17 protein-coding genes are annotated in these 21,791 nt (G+C 56.0%); 5 read left to right on the top strand and 12 right to left on the bottom strand.

All coding sequences use genetic code 11. The features are described from left to right. Window positions 1-222: 222 nt before the first annotated feature. The 11 genes from Q368_RS23425 to hsdR form a co-directional block, all read right to left on the bottom strand. Window positions 223-1,758 carry a response regulator gene (locus Q368_RS23425; RefSeq protein ID WP_052360274.1) on the bottom strand — a complete coding sequence of 512 codons (1,536 nt, stop codon included), beginning with the start codon at window positions 1,756-1,758 and terminating at the stop codon, window positions 223-225. After that, window positions 1,755-4,139, bottom strand: a complete 2,385-nt coding sequence (locus Q368_RS24125; protein WP_052360273.1) for a PAS domain S-box protein — start codon at window positions 4,137-4,139, stop codon at window positions 1,755-1,757. The genes Q368_RS23425 and Q368_RS24125 overlap by 4 nt, the downstream gene beginning before the upstream one ends. A 10-nt stretch (window positions 4,140-4,149) precedes the next feature. Further along, complete coding sequence (locus Q368_RS0117785; protein WP_029460394.1) at window positions 4,150-5,256, bottom strand: HD-GYP domain-containing protein; 1,107 nt, start codon at window positions 5,254-5,256, stop codon at window positions 4,150-4,152. 12 nt (window positions 5,257-5,268) lie between these two features. Continuing rightward, the gene (locus Q368_RS0117780) at window positions 5,269-5,646 is read right to left on the bottom strand and encodes a response regulator (RefSeq protein ID WP_029460393.1); all 378 of its coding nucleotides are present in this window, start codon (window positions 5,644-5,646) and stop codon (window positions 5,269-5,271) included. After that, window positions 5,643-7,910 (bottom strand): PocR ligand-binding domain-containing protein, encoded by a 2,268-nt coding sequence (locus tag Q368_RS24900; protein WP_084158886.1) that lies wholly within the window; start codon window positions 7,908-7,910, stop codon window positions 5,643-5,645. The genes Q368_RS0117780 and Q368_RS24900 overlap by 4 nt, the downstream gene beginning before the upstream one ends. Before the next feature lie 8 nt (window positions 7,911-7,918). Beyond that, window positions 7,919-8,116: a hypothetical protein gene (locus Q368_RS25920; protein WP_156955786.1), complete on the bottom strand. Its 198-nt coding sequence runs from the start codon at window positions 8,114-8,116 to the stop codon at window positions 7,919-7,921. Window positions 8,117-9,119: 1,003 nt separating this feature from the next. Beyond that, window positions 9,120-10,157: a restriction endonuclease gene (locus Q368_RS0117765; RefSeq protein ID WP_029460390.1), complete on the bottom strand. Its 1,038-nt coding sequence runs from the start codon at window positions 10,155-10,157 to the stop codon at window positions 9,120-9,122. 110 nt (window positions 10,158-10,267) lie between these two features. Continuing rightward, on the bottom strand, window positions 10,268-10,894 hold the full coding sequence (locus Q368_RS24895) for a cysteine peptidase family C39 domain-containing protein (protein ID WP_084158885.1): 627 nt from the start codon (window positions 10,892-10,894) through the stop codon (window positions 10,268-10,270). Between the two features lie 52 nt (window positions 10,895-10,946). Further along, on the bottom strand, window positions 10,947-13,034 hold the full coding sequence (locus tag Q368_RS24890) for a restriction endonuclease subunit S (protein ID WP_084158884.1): 2,088 nt from the start codon (window positions 13,032-13,034) through the stop codon (window positions 10,947-10,949). Then, complete coding sequence (locus tag Q368_RS0117750) at window positions 13,031-14,473, bottom strand: type I restriction-modification system subunit M (RefSeq protein WP_029460387.1); 1,443 nt, start codon at window positions 14,471-14,473, stop codon at window positions 13,031-13,033. Before Q368_RS0117750 ends, Q368_RS24890 begins: the two co-directional genes overlap by 4 nt. Before the next feature lie 3 nt (window positions 14,474-14,476). After that, window positions 14,477-16,927 carry an EcoAI/FtnUII family type I restriction enzme subunit R gene (hsdR, locus tag Q368_RS0117745; RefSeq protein ID WP_029460386.1) on the bottom strand — a complete coding sequence of 817 codons (2,451 nt, stop codon included), beginning with the start codon at window positions 16,925-16,927 and terminating at the stop codon, window positions 14,477-14,479. On the opposite strand from hsdR, the gene Q368_RS25915 reads away from it, so the two are divergent. The 5 genes from Q368_RS25915 (at window position 16,926) to Q368_RS0117725 (ending at window position 21,275) form a co-directional block, all read left to right on the top strand. After that, on the top strand, window positions 16,926-17,162 hold the full coding sequence (locus Q368_RS25915) for a hypothetical protein (RefSeq protein ID WP_156955785.1): 237 nt from the start codon (window positions 16,926-16,928) through the stop codon (window positions 17,160-17,162). The two genes, hsdR and Q368_RS25915, sit on opposite strands and share 2 nt — an antisense overlap. A gap of 251 nt (window positions 17,163-17,413) precedes the next feature. Then, a complete protein-coding gene (locus tag Q368_RS0117740; protein WP_029460385.1) occupies window positions 17,414-17,635 on the top strand; it encodes a hypothetical protein in 222 nt (73 codons plus the stop codon). A gap of 173 nt (window positions 17,636-17,808) precedes the next feature. Next, entirely contained in the window at window positions 17,809-18,186 is a 378-nt protein-coding gene (locus Q368_RS0117735) for a DUF6573 family protein (RefSeq protein ID WP_029460384.1), read from the top strand. A 237-nt stretch (window positions 18,187-18,423) separates the two neighbouring features. After that, window positions 18,424-20,202, top strand: coding sequence for a hypothetical protein (locus Q368_RS0117730; RefSeq protein ID WP_029460383.1), 1,779 nt, complete (start codon window positions 18,424-18,426; stop codon window positions 20,200-20,202). A gap of 572 nt (window positions 20,203-20,774) precedes the next feature. After that, window positions 20,775-21,275, top strand: coding sequence for a hypothetical protein (locus tag Q368_RS0117725; protein ID WP_162179662.1), 501 nt, complete (start codon window positions 20,775-20,777; stop codon window positions 21,273-21,275). A 303-nt stretch (window positions 21,276-21,578) separates the two neighbouring features. Here the strand turns inward: Q368_RS0117725 and Q368_RS0117720 are convergent. Beyond that, the coding region (locus tag Q368_RS0117720) for an ATP-binding protein (RefSeq protein ID WP_029460381.1) at window positions 21,579-21,791 on the bottom strand (213 nt) is incomplete at its 5' end.

Below are 21,791 nucleotides of genomic sequence, written 5' to 3'. Positions count from 1 at the left end.
GTTATTCGCTTTACACCTTGAAATCTTGGGTCTGGATGAGAGGGTTTGAACCTCCGAACCCCTGAACCTCATGGGTCAGGTCCGAAACCTACCCATTGGAAGAATGAGTTCCTTTTGCTTTTTCTGATAACATGTTCCCGACATGCCCTGCCCCACTACGAAGGGGAACGGTGATCCAGGCGTTATCCGATTCCAGCGTTGGTCACGAGACATTGCCCCCTCTTATGCAGTGGGTTCGCCGCCTTTCCCCGGCCCCCCCCCCTCCTTGCCCGGCGCTTCAGGCAATACCTCCCCCCAGGCCGCGCAACATCCGTTCGTAACCGCATGCCGGGCCTCGGCAGTCAACACCGACATGATGAACTGTCCCTTCCCGTCCTGCTGTTCAAACCGCATCGCTCCGCCCATGCCGCGCATGAGACGGCAGCAGACCGGAAGCCCTATCGTGTCCCCTCCGGCATCGAACGGCAAAAAGACCTTTTCCGCATCCGCCACAGGGTGGGCCTGATCCCCGCCAATCTCCAGATGGACGAAGCCCTCGCCGCTGCGGGCGGCAATCCACATCTGCCCCTGGGAGGGCAGGGAGGCAAGGGTGAAGCGAATGAGGTTGATCACCACCTGAGCCAGGATGTCCGGGTCTTCCTCGACCACGACGGCCGCCGCCGCCAAATCGAGACGCGGGGTTACGCCGTTGCCCGTGAGTTCCGGAGCGAGCAGAGCCAGACAGTTGCGCACCACGTCGGCCATGACCACCGGCACCGGATGCTGCCGCACCGGATTGAGATAGTCCCGGATGCGATTGAGGAAAAGCTCGAGCCGGTTGGCCTCCTCCAGGATGATGGCGGCTTCCTCAAGCTCCGGCATTTTGCGCATCAGACGTTTGGCGAACCCGCCAATCGCCATCAGCGGGTTGCGGATTTCATGAGCCACTTCGGCGGAGATGGCCCCGAGGGTATGGATCTTCTCCTTTTGCACGAGCACCTTTTCCAACAGCATGCGGTCGCCGATGTCCATGATGCAGCCTTCAACCCGTGCGCGGGACGCGTGGTCGGCGCAATCGGAAGCCGGAATGGACTTGAGCACGCCATGCACGATCTGGCCGTTTTTGTGGAGGAGTATGCACTGGCGGGAAAACGACTGGGAGCAATCCTCCAGGCATTCTTCGAGCTTCCCGCGCACCCAGTCGCGCTGTTCGGGATGGATGCGCCCAAGCAGCCAGTCCGGCTGGGAAAGAGCTTCCTCCCGGGCATAGCCCAACAGCGTCCGGCATCCCTGGTTGACGAACTCCAGGCGTACCCCCTTGGTCACACTGAAGATGAGCAGTGGGATGTTTTGCACCAGGTTGGAATAGCGCTCTTCGGCCTGTCGCACGGCCCGTTTCAGGTCGGCCCGTTCCAGGGCCTTGTCCACGGCCAGCCCCAGGATCGCCATGTCCGGGATGGGCTTGGTCACGTAATCCCAGGCACCGCGCCTGACGGCCTCAATGGCGTCCCGCAGGAGCCCTGTCCCGGAAACCACGATGGTCGGCGTGTCTGGGGCGATGTCCCGAAGCCTGGCCAGAACATCCAGGCTGTCCATTTCCGGCATACGCAGATCAACCAGAACCACGTCGGGGCGTTTTTCGAGAAACACGTCCAGCCCCCGGCGGCCGTCCGGGGCCTCGAACACGGTGAATCCGCGGTTTTCCATATAGGCGGCGATCGTCTCGCGGATCATGCTTTCATCGTCGATGGTCAGGAGGGATGGTTGGGACGCGCTCATGACCGCCTCGCGCTGGGGAGTTCGATGATGAAAGTGGCTCCCTTGCCCGGCTCGGAGTCCACGCTGATTTTCCCGCCGTGATTGACGGTGATGATGAAATAGGACACGGCCAAGCCAAGTCCGGTACCGAGTCCCGGCTCCTTGGTGGTGAAAAATGGCTCGAACACCCGGCGGCGTACGGCGTCGGTCATACCAGGCCCATTGTCGGCCACCTCAATGCGCACCCCCGTGTCGGTGCGCGACGTCGCGAGCACGATGGTCGGTGCGGCCTGCCCCGGTGGATGCCCGGCCATGGCCTGGGCGGCGTTTTTAAGGAGGTTTAAGAGCACCTGTTCGATTTCGGTACGCGTGCAGGTGATTTCGGGCAGACCCTCGGCGTAGCGGCGTATGATGGTGATATGCCGGAAATCGTAGTTCTTTTTCAGATCGTAATCCGTGGAGGCCAGCTCGACGCTACGGTCCAGGACGGCGTTGATGTCGGCCGGGGCGCACCGGGATTCGCTTCTGCGAGAAAATTCCAACATGCTGGAGACAATGGCGGCGGCGCGCTTACCGGCCTCCTGAATGCCCGCCATGAATTTAAACACCCGGCGTCTTTCGAGATAGCAGCGCACAGCTTCAACGGTACAGCCACAGGCCGTGGCCCCCTCCTGGTTGGCCGGCAGCGCCGGATCGAGCTGCATGAGGCAAACCTGGGCCGCCTGGAGGATACTGCTTAAGGGGTTGTTGATCTCGTGGGCCATGCCGGCGGCAAGCCCCCCCACCGAAGCCATCTTCTCCGACTGGACCATCATTTCCTGCAGCCGGATCCGCTCGGTGGTATCGAGAATGTCCACAACAATTGAGTCCGGTCCGGTGCGAAAGACACGGACGTCGTGGTGGCCTGACAGGCGCTCGTCCTGATAGGAGGCTTCGTAGGACTGGGCAGGGAGGAGTCCCTGGGCCACCCGACGGTACAACGCGGGGTACGCTGTTTGGGCCAAGCCGGGAAACACCTCTTCCAGGGACTTGCCGGTCAGGGTCCGGCGGTCGAGACCCACCAGGACATCGGCCGCCGGATTGGCCCCGGTCAACAGCAGGCGGCCGTCCGACTCCAGGTGGTAAAAAAACATCGCCGTGGGCGAGGATTCCACGATGCTGCGGAATTTCTCCTCCGAGGCTTCGAGGGTGCACTCCATCTGCTTGCGTTCGGTGATGTCGCGGATGACGCCGACAACGCTTTTCCCGCCCAACGCGTCGACATAACGGGTCTTTTTTGTGACGATGGTCCGGATTTGCCCAAGACCGGCGGTGATTCTCTCTTCACTGACGTTTTCAAGGCCCGTGGCGAGCACGAGATCGTCCACCTTCCAAAAGGCGTCCACTTGTTCCGGGGGGAAAAAATCCTTGTCCGTGCGACCCAGGATTTCCTCCCGGGGACGGCCGACGAGGGCGCACAGGGCGTCATTGACCAGCACGAAGCAACGGTGTTCGTTCTTGACGAATATCGGGTCGCCGATGGCGTTGACGATGCTCTTGAGGTATTCCCTGGCCTCACGGATTTCCTGCTCGGCCTTTTTGTGCTCGGTGATGTCGATGCAAACCCCTTCGATGCTCTCTTCACCCCCGTTTGCATCCCGACGGAGCTTGGCCCATACGGCGATCAAGACCGTGGAGCCGTCTTTTTTCCTGTGTCGGCTCTCGAAATTTTTCACCGCCCCGTCCCGTTGCAGGAGCCGTAGGAATTCCTTGCGCTCTTCGGGATCGACATACAGGCTGATGATCGTTTGCCCGACCGCCTTCTGGAACTCCTCCGGTGAGGCATAGCCGTGTATGACGGCGTTTGCTTCATTGCAAAAAACTTGGCGTCCCGCCACCGTGGTGGTGAAGATGCCAACCGGCGCGGTTTCGAAAAGCGTGCGCAGTTGCTGCTCGCTTTGGCGCAGGGCGCTCTCGGTTGCTTTGCGCGCGGTGATGTCGCGAGCCACGCCCACGGTATAGCAGTGGCCGTCAATGCGCATGGTGCTGAGCGTCAGCTCGAACAAACGCCGCATGCCCGAGGGTGCGGTGTAGGCGACTTCGTGGGTTTCACCCTCGGGTACGTCGTCGAGCCCCCCGGCCAGGGGGACCCGCCGGACCACGCTGAAGCCCTCGATCAAGGATTTCCAGGCCTGGTCCACCTTGCTGAGTCCGAGCAGATCGATGGCGGCCTGATTGGCCTCAAGCAGCACGCCGGAATGGGTGTCCACCAGAAAGATGGGATCGTGAGCCCGGTCCAGCAGTGCATGAAAGAGGGCGAGTTCGTCCCGGACGTAAGGCGCTCGCATGTCGGCCGTGCCCACTGCCTGGGTGGAGGGAACGTCGGTGGACTGTGGGCGGCGGTTGTCGTTTGTTTCTGCCATGGCATCCCTCCTACTCGTCCTTCCACTTATCCAGAATGGCCCTTATGGCATCGAGATGCATAAAAAACACCTCTACGAGATGTGGATCGAACCGGGTTCCGGAGCCTTGGCGCAGATTCTCCAGGCTCTGCTCTTCCGAATAGGCCTTTTTATAGGCCCTGGTGCTGCGCAGGGCGTCGTAGACGTCAACCACGGCCACGATGCGCGCCTCAAGCGGGATGTCCTCCCCCACAAGCCCAAAGGGATAGCCACGGCCGTCCCAGCGTTCGTGGTGCAAAAGGGCCAAGGTTCGGGCGAGGTCCAGAAACGGATTGTGGTCGGCGCAGCGGGTCGGTTGCAGGGGTTGCGAGCACCAGTCATGGGCGTCCCGAAGGCTGCCGAGCGGGCCGAGAATTTCGCAGCCGAAAAGGCAGTGGCGTTTCATGACTTCCCACTCCCCGGGCGTCAGCGGGCCGGGTTTGAGCAGGATGGCGTCGGGAATGCCTATCTTGCCGAGGTCATGTAGGGGGGCGCACTCCCGCAGCCTGTCGCATTCCTCCGGGGAAAGGCCCACGGCCCGCCCGATCAAGGCGCTGATCTCGCCCACGCGCACGACATGCCGGCCCGTCTCGTTGTCCTTGAACTCAGCGGCCCGGCTTAACCGCTGCATGATCTGGCGGCGGGTTTCTTCCACCTCGGCCGTCCGCTCACGCACCAGAGACTCGAGATTTTCCTGATAGGCCTTGTTTTCACGCAGGAGCCTGGCCCGTTCCAGGGCCTTCTCCACCGCCAAACCCAGGATGTCCATGTCCTGGATGGGCTTGGTCACATAGTCCCAGGCTCCGCGCCGTATGGATTCCAGGGCATCCCGTAGCACACCCGTGCCAGAAACCACGATGGTCGGCGTGTCCGGGGAGAAGTCCCGGATTCTGGCCAGGACTTCCAGGCCGTCCATTTCCGGCATGCGCAGGTCCACCAGGACCAGATCGGGCCGTTCGGCGAAAAAGCGTTCCAGCCCCACCCGGCCGTTACAGGCTCCGAGGACGGCATAGCCCTTGTTTTCCAGGTAGGCGGCAATGGTTTCCCGGATCATGTCCTCATCGTCGATGGTCAACACCCGGGGGGGAGAGACGGCCATGGGCAAGGTCCTTTATTCCAGGAGATGCTGAAGCCGGTCCGCGAGCAGCCCCATGTCGGCGACGGGTTTGGTGAAAACGTCCTGGGGCGTCACTCCGGCGGCGGCCAGTTCGGGGCCGAGGCTGAAACTCATGGAGCCTGTGCAGATAAGCCATTTCATGTCAGGGTATCGCGGTTGGAGGGCGACGATCATGGCGTCGCCGCTTTGGCCCGGCAGGCGTATGTCCATGATGGCCCCGTCGCAGTGCTGCCTCGCGAGGACTTCCATGGCCTGCTCCGCGCTGGCCGCCGTGACCACATTCCACCCCTTGTGCTCCAGGAAAATTTGCAGACTGTCGCGTATGGTTTCCTCGTCGTCGACAACGAGAATGGTCAAGGGATGCCCGGTCATGCGCTTCCCCCAAGTGGCAGTTCGATGATGAACGTGGCACCTTTCCCTGGTTCCGATTCCACGCAAATCGTGCCGCCGTGGTTGGTGGCAATGATGAAATACGAGACGGACAAGCCAAGCCCCGTACCCGCGCCCGGTTCTTTTGTGGTGAAAAAAGGTTCGAAAACTCTCCGGCGCACCGATTCGGCCATGCCCGGACCGTTGTCCGACACCTCGATTCTGACGGCCTGGTCCGTACGCCTGGTACGCAGGACGATGGTGGGCACCTTGTCATGCGGTGATTGGCCGGCCATAGCCTGACCCGCGTTTTTCAAGAGATTGAGGATGACCTGTTCGATCTCGGTAGGGGAGCAATAGACCGTGGGAATTCCCGGCTCGTAGTGTCGCTCGATAGTGATGCGGCGGAAGTCGTATTTCTTTTTCAGGTCATAGTCGGTTGCGGCCAGTTCCAAACTCTTGTCTAAAATCTCGTGGATATCGGCCAACGTTCGCCGTGTCTCGCTCTTGCGGGAGAATTCCAGCATGCTGGACACGATGCCGGTCGCGCGTTTGCCCGCTTCCTGGATGCCGTTCAGAAATTTGAGCACGCGCCGCTTTTCAAGGTAGCAGTATACAGCTTCCACGGTGCAGCCGCAGTCCTGTGCGGCGGCCTTATTGGCTGCAATCTCCGGGTTAATCTGCATCAGGCAGACTTGGGCGGCCTGAAGGATGGAGCTCAGGGGGTTGTTTATCTCATGGGCCATTCCAGCAGCCAGCCCACCGACAGACATCATTTTCTCAGATTGAACCATCATCTGCTCAAGCCTGACACGATCAGTGACATCGTCCATAAGCACAACTGCGCCATCAACACCATTGGCGATCAAAGGATATATTGTAATATTCTCATAAATACGATTGCCCTCTGCCACAGTCTGCAAAGAACCAACCGAAGGGGTTCGAGTACGAATTGTCTCATGTATCTGTTTTAGTTCTCCAGCCAGCTTTGGCAAAACAACGTCAATTTTCTTCCCAACGGCCTCATGCGATGTCAATCCTGTAACCATTTCGGCTTTTACGTTCCATTGCGTGACTCTGCATTCCATGTCGACACCGACCAGCAAGGAAGGCATGGAGTCAATAATATTAGCGAGATAATTTCGTGTCGTTGCCAATTCTGACTCAGCCAATTTGAGCGCGTTGATATAACGGGCCTGCTGCAAATTGTGATAAGCAATATTTGAAATTTGGTTCGAAAGCGTAAACAGCACCCGGGCGACTCGCTCAAACTGTTCGCGAGGCATGGATTTCACTTCTGAGAATGCGAGAGCCATCTCACTTTCGTCCGCCCCGATCTCATGAGCATAAGCACGTATTTTCTCTTCGGTCTGACTCCCATCCCGCACTTGGCCTATAAGCCAATTGGCCACATGTTGACCGCCAACTGAAATGCCGGCACCTGCATCCCACAACCCTCCACTCATACACGGTTGAATTGTTGGGCCATCAGCCTTCAACCGCCCAAGCACTGCATCAGACTTGTAGCAGTTCTCCAGACCTTTTTCTGTCTTTCTAATAATATCGATACATAGCCTGCAAAAGTTGCTAGGTTTGGTTATCGGTGTACCATCTGGCCTGGTGATGATCGACGCAACACCTGTTGCCTGAGCAAACTCGTCCTGGAGTTGTTGGATATCGTTTATATTAAACAGATTCTCAAACACTATTTCTCCAGAATCATCCAGAGGCTTGGTCAGAGCATCTACCCGTTTTTGAAGAGCGGTATTAAGATTTTTACGGTCAGTAATATCTCTTGAGATCCCAAGCACTCCAATCAAACATCCGTCTGAATCGAACATTGGAGTTTTAATGGTCTCGAATAAGCCGACTTTCCCGGTAGTGGCAAAAGTCAACCACTCTTCATTCGCACTCGGTTTTCCCGCAGCCATCGCCTTTCGATCATGCTCACAAAAAAAGTCCGCAAGCTCTTTGGAAACAAAATCATAATCAGTCTTGCCAACAATTTCCGCTTCCTTTGCGCCAAAGAAGCTCTCAAAGACAGAATTACATGCCAAATAAATACCATTAGGATCCTTGAGCCAGACAAGATCCGGAATAGCACTAACAAGACTATGGAGATAATCGGCAGATCGCCCACCAATGCATGCTGGCTGCGATAGCAGCATCGGTTTTTTTTCAGACAACAGGGATTCAAGCTCGCGGATGCGATTCCTTGCCCCCTCAAGCTCTGAGATTAATTTGCTTTTTGTTTTGTTGTGCATCATATCGTTGCCTAATTGACCAGCGGCACACCCCTTTGCGCAGTGCCCAAGCGAACCTCAAGTCCCTTGTGTTTCTCAGCCATGGTCTGGTTGGATTCCTGGCGGCAGATGGAGCGTTCACACAAGGCTGTTGCGAGGGCGTCGAGTTCACCGAAACCGGCGGCGTGGCCGTCCCGACAAAGTTCCCCCTTAAGGGCGGCTTTGGCCATGGACGCCAACTTGTTCAGAGGTCCGGCACCAAAATGGCGAATTCCGTCAGGGGAGGACAATCCCGTCACAGCCGTGTCGAGCGCGAGCCCGGGGAGTACGCCTCCCCTGTTACATGCAGCAAACGACAAAGCAACGGCCAGCAAGACGGAGAGGCCTGCCATGGCGAAGATGGATAAGCAAACGGACACATTCACTCCACGGCCAACGCCAATTATGCAATATTTTTAAGGCGTCTGCACAAACAGTCAAGGTAAAAAGGAAAGCTCACATTCCGAAGATACTCGAAACACAAGGGCGATGTCGAGTAAGAAGCTCCACAATGATATCATCCTGTTGGAAGCCCGAAGAGTCGCCAGAGAGCGTCAAGCAAGCAAGTTCCGCCTGCTTGCAGAAACAGTATTAACTATCCGTTTTCCCCGATATTCCGCAAAAAAACTGTTGCCGGCTAAAAGTGGAGAGGTTCTTCGCGCCGCAGGATTCGAACGGCAAGATCGTCTTGTCTACCAGCATGGAATATTGACCCCCTCGATAGCCCCCTTAGATGTCTCGGATCAACAGAGGCACAAGGGGTATCGCGAGGAGATGCTGCTAGTGGAGACGATCATAAGGTTCGACCGGCGGCGCGAAGAGATGTATCGAAAACATCCCTTGAATGCCAACGGTAGGCCAACGGCGGTTGTGACACCGACCCCCTGAACAACGAAAAAGGGGCCGCTAGCGGGTTTCGCTAACTGCCCCAATTTCTTGAAATAACTGGTCGGGATGAGAGGATTTGAACCTCCGACCCCCTGAACCCCATGGGCCGGGCACCTGATCTGCGCGTTGAAATCATTAAAGATTTTTTGGGAATGATAACATTTTTCCGACATACCCTGCCTGGTGACGAAGGGAAACGGTTCTCCAGATATTATCCAGATTGCAGCGTTATCCATGGGGAAATTTGTGCAAAAATAGTTCGCAAGGATTTCACAAACTTCTCAGTATATAGCCAGCTATGTACCATCACTGATCTTGCGGAGTAACAGTCCATATCCGTTTTAGCGGAAGCTCTGCCTTCAAATCTGCATCGAGTTCTTCGTACGTCGAGAATAACTGCTCAAGTAATTCCTTCTGCGACCAAAGCCTTACTCGGAAGAAACTTGCGGCGAGTTCCTTTTGTACATTTGGTTTGAAACCTCCCCAAGACACGAAGAGTCCCTCCGTGGCTCCGAACTTGGTGACAGCTCCCAGCAACTTGTCGACGGTCGGCCGGTCGGTAGGCGTCGAACCAGACTTCACCTCGACGCAAAGCCGTGGCTGGCCAAATCCATGAGGACCGGCCCCGGCAAGAATATCAGCTCCGCCATCGGCCCCTTCCGGGCTGCGATAGGTCGTGTACCCCTGGGCTTCCAGAACAGCCTCGACAAGCCGCGTCAGGTCATGCCCCTTGAATTTCGCCTCGATGGCGCGGGCAATTTGGTCTCGTGCAAGCTCCTCAAGGTCCGCCGGACCTTCGGCGACACCCTCTTCATCCGTTGCCGTCGGCTGCACGGTCGCGGCCCGCAAGGACTCCGGCTGCCAATTATTGGCGCGCATGGCGTTGATGCGGGCTTCGGCGTCGTTGCGCTGCACCCGGCAAATCGTCATGAACGCGCCGAAGGTGTAGAGGATGTCCTGACTGAAGCTCGACCGGGGAATGGCCTCGCCAACCCATTTCACCGATCGCCAATGGTAATACGGGTTCGGACCTCCTGGTTCAAAGTGGTAATCGCTAACGACTTCACCGATGTAGATCACCCATTGGGATTTGAAAGGAACTACAACAAGATCGCCTTGCTTGATTTCATGGGCAAAAGGCCAAACTTGGCTCGCCCAGTTCTGGATCGTCCTGGGTTTGGCATCAGGATAGATACGCCCCATGAGATCAATAAGCTCCTTGCGCTCATGCAACTTGCGGAGATCGGCATCAAGTCCATCCCATGTCACGTAGACGCGGTTCTCCTGGATGAACTTCTGCTCATATTCGCCATGGGAACCTGCGCGAACCAACCATATTGCCATAGTAGTCCTTTACTCCAAATGGTCATCCTAATTTTTCCAGGTTTGATTTTTCAAACATTAAGCTCGAAAATTACATGGCTACAAATAGTCTCTAGGCAGTTCAAAACAAGTCATTCATAGTTCGCGTCAATTTTTGCACCAGTCCAACACATAGAAAATATTGCTTCTTCGATTTGACATCGCTTTTTTTCTCTACTACTTCCTTGATAAAGACAAACTGGATTCTTCCGCCTATTCGTAAACTCTATTTTTGCATTATAGCGGTGGCAACTTGAATTTTCGCCACTATCTAAAAGACACAGTCTTGTAATGACATTAGCATCTTGATATCCAACACAAACAACCCAATGGGAATAACCCTCCAAATTTATCATCATTATAATTGCATCACCTCGACCAATAGATCTCTGAATAAATTCTATTTTTTGCCTAAAACCTCCATCACCAAATGTGCTGACAGAAATTTGTTGCGAGTAGCTTTTGTTTAAAGCGTTTACAAGGTCTGATAGGCACGTTCCATCATTAAAGAATCTTTTATTAAAATTATCATAGTATGAAAAAATCTTACCCAGCCTTGTCCTGCCATCCATTTGACCATAAACATACTCGTCTAGATTGGTACGCTCTACCACACCAAGCGCAAGTAGTGCCATGATTACAGCATATGGGCCACAAGCCCCATCGAGATCTCCTTGTCGAAGGTAATAGTCTTGATCTGCAAGCTGAATAAACTTCATAACTACCTCGATTCAGTGCCCAGTGAATGAATTATATCGAACCAGACTATCCCTAATTAATCCGGTACCGCGCCCCTCGTCGCTCCCCGGTCTGCACGACTCGCCTGCTCTCCTTCAGCTCCCGTATGGCCATATTCCACTCGTAGACCGAAAGGCCGAGGGCTTCGGCAAGCTGGGCACGCGAGTACTCCTGGCCGGGCTGCATCTGAGCCAGGATCGCCCCTGGGACGTCACCATTTGCCGCCCGGGGCTTTCCAACCTGCGGCGTCGGCTGCTCGATCAGGCTGCCCTGTACGGCCGCCGTAAGCGTCTCAACGGGGCCAGGACGCGGCGCAATGGGTTTGGACGGCTGTTCGCTATGCGTAACCGCCACCCGTTTCAGGGAAGGCGCTGACCGGCTCGGTCGGCTGACGGGAAGGCACGTGACGCCCAGGGCATCGCAAAGCGTCGCTTCGAGGAGCTTGGATTTATTCGTCTGGTTGGCGGCGAGATGAACTTCCAACTTGTCGCAGAGGTTCATCAACTTGTCGACTTTGGCGACGATGCGGTGCTGTTCGGCAAGAGGAGGTAACGGTATCAAAACTGAGCAAAGTATGTTAAGATTTATATTTTTCTGGGCAGTCGCAGGAGCAAATTCAAGCAAATCAGCTTTTGCCGTTCGCACGAAGTACTCAAAATACCTCGCGTTGTCATAAACTCGAGCAGGAATAAACCCTACAACACTATCTGGAAAACATGCGTCAAAAGAAAGTATTCCACTATCGGCGATATTCGCAGCTATAGTTATACACAGAGTTCCGGCGGGCCATTTCGCGCTTTGGGCAAGACCGATTTCGTTATACTTGTTTGTATATGTCTTTATAACACCGTTCGATCTTGCCACATCCCCCGTCTGAATAAAATAATGGGTTCCGCCATCAAAAAGCACTGCATCATTCCGAGGTCTATGTTTAGACTTCCCCCTGCCGAACATTCCAAGCTCAGGAAACCTCGCCCAAGCCCATCCTATCGGAAGCTGAAAAGGACCATTTTTTTCATCAGTAGTATCTTCTAAATCACTTTTTAAAAATTTTCTTGAGCTAATTAACTTAACTTTCTCTAAGTGAATCTTCTTCAACAACTCCGAAGCAGACCCATCATTCGGGTCTTGCGGCACCAACTTCCCACGCACTGCCAAGTTGAGAATGGTTTGCCGAAGTTCCTTCACATGCTCGGGACGGGTCGCAAGGCGCGGCAGGTGGCGCAGGTGAAAGCGCACGTTCTCCCGAAAATCCTCGCCGTTGCCCACGTCCTCGGGCTGCCCAATGCGTTTCAGGGAAGCAGATGCGAGCCTGTCCCGTCGGCTCTCCCGCTTTGCCTGGGAGGCCTCCAGCCGGTCACAAAGTGCCATGAGTTCATCGACTTTGGCGACTATTCGGTGTTGTTCGGCGAGAGGAGGAAGAGGGAGAACTTGATTTATCGCCATCTGTGCGGTGAGTTCAACTTGGTTTGTCGATCCCGAGGCAAGTTCTTCAATATTCCCATAAACATGATCTGACATAAGCCATAGGCGGACATACTCAGGACTTACCAGCAAGCAACGAACAATTGTCACATGACTGTCGCATACTAATCTATCATAATCTAAAGTAAACTTAACTATTCTGCCAATTGTACCAGTTCCCGTTGAATTCCAAAGAAGATCACCCTGCCGCAAAAATCTACTTTCGTCATACTCAGAAATCGATTCTTTTGTAATATACCGCGCCAAGCCTAAATTTAGCCCAGTCCATTGAACACATTTCTGCGAAATAACTAGAGGACCTTCTTCATTGGAGTATTTCGGAGACTTACCACGCTGAATATACTGAGTGATATCGTTAAGACGCGTCCACAACCAGCTACTTGGCAGGCTAAATTCAACTTCATCATCTTCAACAAGTGGAACTTTCTTTATACTTTTTATGACACCTTGTTTTTCAAGCCTAGCTTTTTTTCCCTGAATAGCCTTCAACAACTCCGAAGCGGGCTCATCATTCGGGTCTTGTTCAACCAGCTTCCCACGAACTGCAAGGTCAAGGATGAACTTCCGCAACCTAGAAACAGCATCAGGAGCTTCGGCGATTCGGTCGAAATATTCGAGCAGACGGGCGGCATTCATCGAAGCAACGCCTCCGCCAGGATACCTTTTAATTGGTCCCGAAGTTGGGCGGTCTCCTGCTCGGACTGCGCCAACTTGGCAAGAAGCTCCTCGGGGTCACCAAGGTCGTCTTCTTCGGTGTGCGGATTCTTGAAATCGAGGTTGTAGCCCCGGGCCTTAACCTCATCGACCGAGACCTTCCAGGCGACCTCGTTTTCCTCGCGGTTGTCCCACCAGTCCCGGCATCCTTGGAGATGCTCGAACCGAATCGGCCGGGTCATCGAGTAGGCTTTCTGACCCTCGGGAACACAGTGCTCGTAGAACCAGATGTCCTTGGTCGGTTCGCCCTTGACGAAAAAGAGTAGGTTGGTGCCGATGCTGGCGTATGGCTTGAACACGCTGTTTGGCAACCGCACGATCGTGTGGAGGTTGCACTCCGCCAGGAGGTGTTCCTTCAGCCGGGCCTTGACGCCCTCACCGAAGAGGGTGCCATCAGGGAGAACCACGGCGGCCCGACCACCTGGCTTGAGCAGCCGGATGATCAAAGCCAGAAACAAGTCGGCCGTCTCTTTGGTCTGAAAATGCTTCGGGAAGTTCGACTCGATGCCATCTTCCTCGCGTCCGCCGAAGGGAGGGTTGGTGACGACGATATCCACCCGGTCACTGGCGCTGTAGCTGATGTAGGGCCGGGCCAGGGTGTTGTCGTGGCGCACGAAGCTCGGGTCCTCGATGCCGTGCAGGAGCATGTTGGTCACGCAGAGCATGTGGGGGAGCTGCTTTTTCTCCACGGCTCGCAGAGATCCCTCCATGAGCTGGTCATCTTCTCGTCGCTTCACGTACCGATCTTTCATATATCGAATAGCGCAGGTGAGAAAACCGCCGGTACCACAGGCCGGGTCAAGCAGCATTTCGCCGGGCTTAGGGTCGATCCGGTCCACCATGAAGGCAGTGACGGCACGGGGCGTATAGTACTCGCCGGCATTCCCTGCACTTTGGAGGTCGTTTAGAATCTGCTCGTAGATGTCGCCGAAGTGCTGCCGCTCGGCCAAGTCGTTGAAGTCGACCTGATTAATCTTGTTGATGACCTGCCGCATGAGTTGACCGGACTTCATGTAGTTGTAGGCATCTTCGAAAACTTCGCGAACGACCCGACGTCGACCACCGGAAGCCCCAAGGACCTGAAGGTCCTTAAAGGCCGGAAAGAGTTCACTGTTGACGAAGTTCAGCAATTCATCGCCAGTAATACCCTCAGGATCGGCAGCCCAATTGCGCCATTGGAACTTCTCAGGGATCGGCGACTGATAATCTGTCTTGAGAAGTTCAAGTTCCTGGTCCTGATCATCGAGGATTTTCAGGAAAAACATCCAGCAGAGCTGGGAAATTCGCTGGGCATCACCATCAACGCCAACATCCTGGCGCATGAGATCTTGAATGGACTTGACTACGTTGCGGACAGACATTCGTTAAGCAACCTCGTGGTACAATTCGCCTTGAAGCTCATGCACAGCTTGCTCGAAGGCCGCACGCGACCCGAACTGCTTGATAAGCTGCATCGGGGTGCCCATGGCATCGAAGGGGGCAATTTTGAGCAAGCTGGGGTCGTCCAAGGCAAGGACGCCGGCATCCTGATATTTTTCGAGAAGGGCTTCAAGCACGGCCCTGGCCTGGGGGCCATATTTCGTGAAGACATCGCGTTTGCGGACGTTTTCCGCACGCTCGCGCCGCGTCAAGGGCGGCTGATCGAAGGCGACGTGGCAGATAAGATCGAAGGGGTCCAGGTCCTTGTTGACTTCCTCGACCAACGGTTCCAGGGGCAGGCCCTCGTTAGCAAGTTCTTCGAGGATGGCCTGCTTGCGCTCGGCCGTGTTCCATCGCTGCAAGAAGTTCTCGAGGCTGGCGAAGTGCTTTTTCAGGGCCTTCTTCGTAAAATCGCGCAGGCTCTCGGTGATGAGTTTCCCTTGCTCGTCGAGGTATTCGACCCGTTCGGCCACGATGGCGACGGCAACACCATCCACGTAAATTTTGCGGGGCGGGTCAACAGGGCCTTCGATGCCAGGAGGATCGGGATCGACCAGTACGTCCTCATCATCACCCGGCTCCGGCGGCAGCGGTGTCTCGCCATCATCCGGCGGCGGCACGTCAATCGGAGGATCAACAGGGTCATCCTCGCCGGGCTCGTAAATTTGGACCGGAGCGCCGTCGAAGTCAGGATCGGCGAAGAGGTTAGTCGCGCCTCTGAAGTCGATGATCGTGAAGTAGTATTTCTTGGTGTCCTCGTGGATGCGGGTGCCACGACCGACAATCTGCTTAAACTCGGTCATGGACTTAATTTCCCGCTCAAGCACGATGAGCCGGCAGGTCTGGGCGTCAACTCCGGTCGAGAGAAGACGGGAAGTCGTCACCAGAACGGGATACTTGGACTCGGGGTCGATGAAGTTCCCAAGCTGGGCGCAACCGTCTGTATCTCCACCAGTAATGCGCATCACATACTTCGGGTTTTCATCATAAAGGTCTTTGTTCTCGTTGACGAGGGCTTGCCGCATACGAGCAGCATGTTCTTGATCAAGGCAGAAGATGATCGTTTTCTGAAATCGATCTCCACTTTCTCGAAGAAAATCTGAAACTTTCTTGGCAATCAGCTTTGTTCGACCATCAATAACCAAGTTACGGTCGAAATCTTTTTGGTTATAAACCCGATCTTCAATTTCATTGCCGAAGATATCGAGCTTACCCTTTTCAGGGCGATATCCTTGAACGTCTCGATCGATATGAACCTTAACGACCTTATACGGAGCAAGAAAACCGTCCTTAATTCCTTCCTTCAGCGAGTAACTATACACAGGGTCGCCGAAGTACTTGATATTCGAGACGTATTCGGTTTCCTTCGGCGTGGCGGTCAAGCCGATCTGGGTGGCTGAAGAAAAATGCTCCAAAATCTCGCGCCATGCGGAATCTTCGGCCGCACTGCCCCGGTGGCATTCGTCGATGACGATGAGGTCGAAGAACCCGGGCGAGAACTCCCGGTAGAGCTTCTGGCGATCCTCGGGGCCAGTGATAGCCTGATAGAGGCCCAGGTAGACCTCATAGGCAGTGTCGATCCGGCGCTTCTTGTCGATGGCCGTGGGCAGTTCGGTTTCGGTGCCGCCGGCGCGCTCGATCGTCTTGGTCCCCGTGCTCAGCTTGGCCATGACCGAACCGAAGGGACGGAAGTCGTTGACCATGGTCTGGTCGATGAGCACGTTCCGGTCGGCCAAAAACAGGATGCGCTTTTTGCAGCCGGCCTTCCACAGCCGCCAGATGATCTGGAAAGCGGTGTAGGTCTTGCCGGTGCCGGTCGCCATGACCAAGAGGATGCGGTTTTGCCCCTTGGCGATGGCCTCGACGGCGGCGTTGACGGCATTGACCTGATAGTACCTCGGGGTCTTGCCGCTGCCGTCATCAAAATAATCCTGGAGGACAATTCGCTCTGCGTCAGGGGTGATCCCCTTCCAGCGGCGGTAGATACCCCAAAGCTCGGCAGGTGCGGGGAAAGCATCCAGCCCCAGATTTACTTCCTTCTCGGGGCGAAGGCCGGTCTTGTCATGAAAAACGAACCCGTCGCCGTTGGAGGAGAAGACGAAGGGGATGCCGAGTGTTTCGGCATATTCGAGGGCTTGCTGCATCCCGTCGCCAACACAGTGGTTGTTGTCCTTGGCCTCGATAATGGCGATGGGAATGTTCGGCTTGTAATAGAGGATGTAGTCGGCGCGTTTCCCTTTTCCCCTGGAAACAAGTTTTCCTCGAACGATGATGCGACCTTTGGTGAAGCTCACTTCCTCTCGAACTTGAAGCATCTTATCCCAACCTGCCTTGACCAAGGCCGGGGTGATGAACTTCGTACAAACATCACGTTCGCTCAGGGATTTCTTATCCATGCAGGACTTCGCCTTTACGCATCCGCGTTCTATAACAACTTCCGACTTATCGAAACAAGAAACCTCTCAAACTGAAATCAAAGCCTCTTTCCTGACCATCTTTATCAGAAAAGGACAAGACCAAGAGCACCAGTACGCCGAAACAGTATTAACTATCCAATTCCCTCGATATTTCGCAAGGAAAACCGTAACCCACCAAATTGATGCCATTTTCACAACACAGGGGAACTCCTGACAAACACTGCCGGCCGCCGCCCGATGCCCCTGGCCATGCCCCAAGCCCCTGCCCCAGACATCCCCCAGGCGCGCGCCCTACGCCCGGCCCTGGGCCGTTCCCAAGGGACCAGGGCCAAATCCCCACCTGTTTCCCCAAATCGCAGGGCGACCCCGCCCCGGCCCAATGCCTGTTTTCTTCGGAGGGCCCGTGACCGGGGCCGTGGCCCAGGATACCTTTTCCGGGTCCCATCCCTGGTCCACGAGGTGAACATGCCCACCGACGCAAAACCGCACGGAATTCCACCTGAAATTCTGGAGGAGATCACCCAACGGTTTCTTCCGATCGAGCACCTGTTCGACGTCATGGGCGCGGCAGATTCAGGCGTGCAGGGCGTCTTTGTGCGCCGATGGGCTGAAATCGGCATGCACCTCGCGACAAGCTTTCGGGAACACATTGACCAGATGGTTGCAACAGCCAGGAACGACGACTGACGTCCTGGTAGGCCATCAACTTCAGCAGTGTCATTGTTGGTCGGGACAATGTTCCAAATGCAATCAACAAAGAAGGACGGAACGTCCGTGGCCGGTTCAACGACCTGAAGGTCACCAGGGACGACCCGAAGTTTTACAAGTAACCGCGAACTTGCCCCGAGGGAGAACTTGCCATGGACGACTGGCCGATCATTTTCAGTTACACTCGCGCCCAGGCCATAGCCGACGGCGTCCTGATCGACGTCACCGCCCACGCAGCCGAGGTGGGCTTCAAGGTGCCCACGGTGGTCACCGACCATCTTTATAATAGCAATGTGGTGCCGCCGGCCGGGCTGGAAGGCGAAGGGCAGTCCATCGAGGGCCGCCTTCACGACCTCCTCTTTCGCGCCCTGATCGCCGCATCTCGAAACGGGACCGGCGACCGCGCCGAATTCGACGTCCTTTTCCTCATGGCACCGGGGCGGTGGGACACGGTCCATGTGGTGGCGGCCATCGGCCCAGGCGACCAAAGAGAGCCGGTCATGACGATCATGCTGCCCGAGGACGACTAGGCCCAGGCCCCACATCAGACCACCCGACGGCATAATTATTTTCGCGGCAGCCCAATTCGGCCCACGGCCCTCTTGACATCAACGCGGGATTCCGGGCAGAAGGTTTTTTCCTTCCCCCCGGGGAGGCCCGCTCTTTGGCAATCGAGTAGACGTGTTCCCGGCTTTGCCGGATGAGCCGCATCTCCAGGTGCGGCGGCGTGTATCGTATGGCAGAAATCGGCCATGAGGAATATCCACATGGCGATTTCCTTTGATGAATTCAAACGGAAGAAAGAGGCTGCCGAAGCAGCTGTCAACGAGTCGATCAAGGAAAAGTTCGTAGCGGCTGCCCAGAAGCTGAAATCGTTAGAGGCCAGCAAAAAGCGTGGCTCTACACCCCAGCAGGTCACCCCTCAAGGCAACGCCCAAACTTCCAACTTCGACGACGCGGACGATGATCCCGAAGACCCGTTTGACACCATCCTTCGTGACCTTGACCTTTTTACCGACCCGAACGGCATCGGGTACGCGACAATAAATTTTGAAAATATTTATCGCACTTATAAGATTGGCGAGACGGGCCTGAAGAAGCAAATCAAGGGCTCCTATTTTGACCTTACTGGCCGCCTTCCTAAGGAACGCGAGCTGAAGACATTCTGTGACAAAATTGAATACTTAAGCGAACGCCAAGGCATCACCAAAGAAGTCTATGTCCGCTTCGCCCATGTCGATGACGAGATTTACATCGACCTCGGCGACAAGTCCGGCCGGGCCGTGCATATCACCTCGTCCGGCTGGCAGGTGGTCACGAACCCGCCTGTGAAGTTCATCCGGTACGGCCACATGCTGCCGTTGCCGGTCCCCCTTCACAACGGCGACTACCGCAAGCTCCTCAAGTTCTTGAACCTGAAGACCAAGGACGACGAACTGCTCGTTTTGACGTGGCCCTTGGTGGCCGCCATCTCGAGTATCTCTCATGCCCCCCTTATCCTCCACGGCGCGCCCGGAGCTTGCAAATCCGGGTCGATTTCCGCCTTGCGAGGACTGCTTGACCCGTCGGCCCCTATGCACACCTACGTCCAGAAAAAAGTGGATGATGCGGCGCTGTACATCGAGCAAAACGCCATCCCGGCTTTCGACAACCTGACGACCATCACCAAGGACGTCGAGAATGTCATGTGCTTGGCAGCGACAACGGGGTCCATTGCCAAAAGGCGTCTGCACAAGAACGACGAACTGGTCACCTACAAGCTCAACCGAGCCATGCTCATCACGGCCCTGGAACTCCCGACAAGCGCCCCCGACTTCTTGGACCGGGCCATCGTGGTTGCCCTTGACCGCGTGACACCGGATACGCGCCGGCCTGAAAGCCAAATCAAACGGGAATACGCGCAAGACCTGCCCGGCATCCTGGGCGGCATGTGCGACCACCTCTCCAAGATGCTCGGCCTGTATGGCAAGGTCACCCCACCATCCAACCTGCCCCGGATGGCCGACCATGCCACCTGGGCCTGTGTCGCCGCGTTGGCCCTCGGCTATAGCCAGGACGACTTCATCAAGGCCCACAAACGTGCTGCGCTGCGTGCCCAGCAGAATGCCTTTGAGGACGACGACTTCGCAACCGTGCTGGTCGATTTCCTGAACAGCACCGGCGAGGTGGAGGGCTACGTCTCGGAAGTCTTGGATGCTCTCAGGGAGTATGCTTCCAGGCGCGGGATCGGCCGGGGAGTCTTGCCCAAAATAGCGAACGTCTTCTCGCGACGCCTGAAGGAGATCACCAAATACTTGGAGCTCGCGGACTGGCAGTGCGAGTTCTCGCGTTCGGCCAAGATCGGACGTGTGTTGACGTTTACCCGGCTCAGCCCTGCGGAACCGGACGTCGACCAGGAAATCGACTTGGCCCCAGCCTCCGAGCACATGCCGGCTGACTTCCCTCTGACGCTTGACCGGGACGAGTGGAGCCAGGCCTTCGAGGCTGACGCTGGCGACATCGACGGCGCGGCCGAAAACAGCGCGCCCCTTCTGACGCAACCCTAACCGCCCCTTTCTGCCCACATACACGCCCCCGCACCTGGAGATGCGCCCACGCTAGGCGTCCGCCCTCTCGCCCTTCGCCGGCTGCCCTACGGCACCGTTGCGGTCGGTGGGCATCGGGTGGAGATCGGCTTCCATCACCTCCACCGGTATAACCGCCTATGTTTGCGGCACTTCACCGACAGAGAGGAGATAGTGGAGATATTTTCTGCAAAACCTTCTCGCGCGCTGAAACCCAAGGTCGAGGCGGGAGGGAGCGGCTGCCAACGGCAAAAAGTTCTGAAAATTATCTCCACCATCTCCACCATCTCTACCACCTCCACCGGCAGACCGACGCCTGCAAAAACGGAGGTGGCGAAAAAATCTTGCCTATCAGAGAAGAATCGACGATAATAAAAAATTTTGAAAATTTTCTTGACGTGGTCTTTCAGCCCGCGTACCAAGAAGCCGTCGAGCCCAAGCGGTTCTTGAGTTCGACCCAAAACGATGGGCCATCATTATACGCCCGGCAACGAACGAGAGGGTCTACATTTGGCCCAGATACCCGATCGTTCGCGCCGACCCAAGTAAGAACTATGGAGAAAATCATGGTTCAAACTCCGGTGTCGGCCCCCTCCGACAATACGCCCACCCCGCCTCTCGCTCACCCGGCCAAGGCCAAGAGCACCACTGCTAAGTCGAGCAAGTCCACCGAAAAGGCGGCGAAGCTCCGCAAGCTGACCGACGCGCAGATCGCTGACTACGCCCGCGCATTGGTCACCGCCGCCGAAGCGGGCGCGTTCCCTGGAAAGATGATTCCCGTTGCAACCTGGGCTGAGGAGATGCAGATCTCCGCCTACTGGATGGAACGCATCTTTCGCTGTTCGCGGCTGCAGAAGGACGACTACGACCTCGACTTAGACAAGGGCACCGACGACAAGCGACCTTACAGGGACGAGCGTGGCATGATCATGATCGCGAACAGCGCCATCAATGCCCACAACGACGGTGCGCCCGCTGACCAGCAGTTCGCCATCGGGCAGCGCTTTGACGTGACGTTCGAACCCGACCGGATCATCCTGACCCGGCCCCGCTAGCCCACTCCACCTCGCCACCACTTCCCGGGGAGCCGACAAGGCTCCTTGGGAAGTTCCCGAGCTACCGAAGTTGCCAACCATGCGTACTTGGGTTTTGTTGCGCCACGCACAGATTCTATACTAATGTCGTATAGAATAGCTACTTGTCGCTCCGAACCCGAACTTGCGCACAGTCCGGCAACATGCACCACGAGGAGCCGGCCTGGGTGTCAAACAGCACCGAAAAGTGACCCCCAATCAGCGTCCAAAATTGACCCCCTCGATGTTGATGTCCGCCCTCCATCTAATCGGGGAGGGGGCGCCTCATTGGCTTCTGTGCTTGAGCCTCCAGCTATCATTGCCAGTCTCGATGATCTCGCAGTGATGCGTCACACGGTCCAAGAGCGCCGTGGTCATCTTGGCGTCTCCGAAGACTTGCGCCCATTCGCCGAACGTCAGGTTTGTCGTCACCAGCACCGAGGTCCGCTCGTAGAGCTTGGAGAGCAGATGGAACAGGAGTTGGGCGCTGTTTCGGGA

Source organism: Solidesulfovibrio alcoholivorans DSM 5433, assembly GCF_000702665.1.
Taxonomy (GTDB): Bacteria; Desulfobacterota; Desulfovibrionia; order Desulfovibrionales; family Desulfovibrionaceae; genus Solidesulfovibrio; species Solidesulfovibrio alcoholivorans.
Note: the sequence above shows the minus strand (reverse complement) of the source record. Positions and strands in the feature narration are given on the sequence as shown.

Excerpts from the sequence above, each read along its gene's own strand:
- Q368_RS23425 (WP_052360274.1), bottom strand. The coding sequence starts at position 1,758 with ATGAGCGCGTCCCAACCATCCCTCCTGACCATCGACGATGAAAGCATG.
- Q368_RS24125 (WP_052360273.1), bottom strand. The coding sequence starts at position 4,139 with ATGGCAGAAACAAACGACAACCGCCGCCCACAGTCCACCGACGTTCCC.
- Q368_RS0117785 (WP_029460394.1), bottom strand. The coding sequence starts at position 5,256 with ATGGCCGTCTCTCCCCCCCGGGTGTTGACCATCGACGATGAGGACATG.
- Q368_RS0117780 (WP_029460393.1), bottom strand. The coding sequence starts at position 5,646 with ATGACCGGGCATCCCTTGACCATTCTCGTTGTCGACGACGAGGAAACC.
- Q368_RS24900 (WP_084158886.1), bottom strand. The coding sequence starts at position 7,910 with ATGATGCACAACAAAACAAAAAGCAAATTAATCTCAGAGCTTGAGGGG.
- Q368_RS25920 (WP_156955786.1), bottom strand. The coding sequence starts at position 8,116 with ATGGCCAAAGCCGCCCTTAAGGGGGAACTTTGTCGGGACGGCCACGCC.
- Q368_RS0117765 (WP_029460390.1), bottom strand. The coding sequence starts at position 10,157 with ATGGCAATATGGTTGGTTCGCGCAGGTTCCCATGGCGAATATGAGCAG.
- Q368_RS24895 (WP_084158885.1), bottom strand. The coding sequence starts at position 10,894 with ATGAAGTTTATTCAGCTTGCAGATCAAGACTATTACCTTCGACAAGGA.
- Q368_RS24890 (WP_084158884.1), bottom strand. The coding sequence starts at position 13,034 with ATGAATGCCGCCCGTCTGCTCGAATATTTCGACCGAATCGCCGAAGCT.
- Q368_RS0117750 (WP_029460387.1), bottom strand. The coding sequence starts at position 14,473 with ATGTCTGTCCGCAACGTAGTCAAGTCCATTCAAGATCTCATGCGCCAG.
- Q368_RS25915 (WP_156955785.1), top strand. The coding sequence starts at position 16,926 with ATGCAGGACTTCGCCTTTACGCATCCGCGTTCTATAACAACTTCCGAC.
- hsdR (WP_029460386.1), bottom strand. The coding sequence starts at position 16,927 with ATGGATAAGAAATCCCTGAGCGAACGTGATGTTTGTACGAAGTTCATC.
- Q368_RS0117740 (WP_029460385.1), top strand. The coding sequence starts at position 17,414 with ATGCCCACCGACGCAAAACCGCACGGAATTCCACCTGAAATTCTGGAG.
- Q368_RS0117735 (WP_029460384.1), top strand. The coding sequence starts at position 17,809 with ATGGACGACTGGCCGATCATTTTCAGTTACACTCGCGCCCAGGCCATA.
- Q368_RS0117730 (WP_029460383.1), top strand. The coding sequence starts at position 18,424 with ATGGCGATTTCCTTTGATGAATTCAAACGGAAGAAAGAGGCTGCCGAA.
- Q368_RS0117725 (WP_162179662.1), top strand. The coding sequence starts at position 20,775 with ATGGAGAAAATCATGGTTCAAACTCCGGTGTCGGCCCCCTCCGACAAT.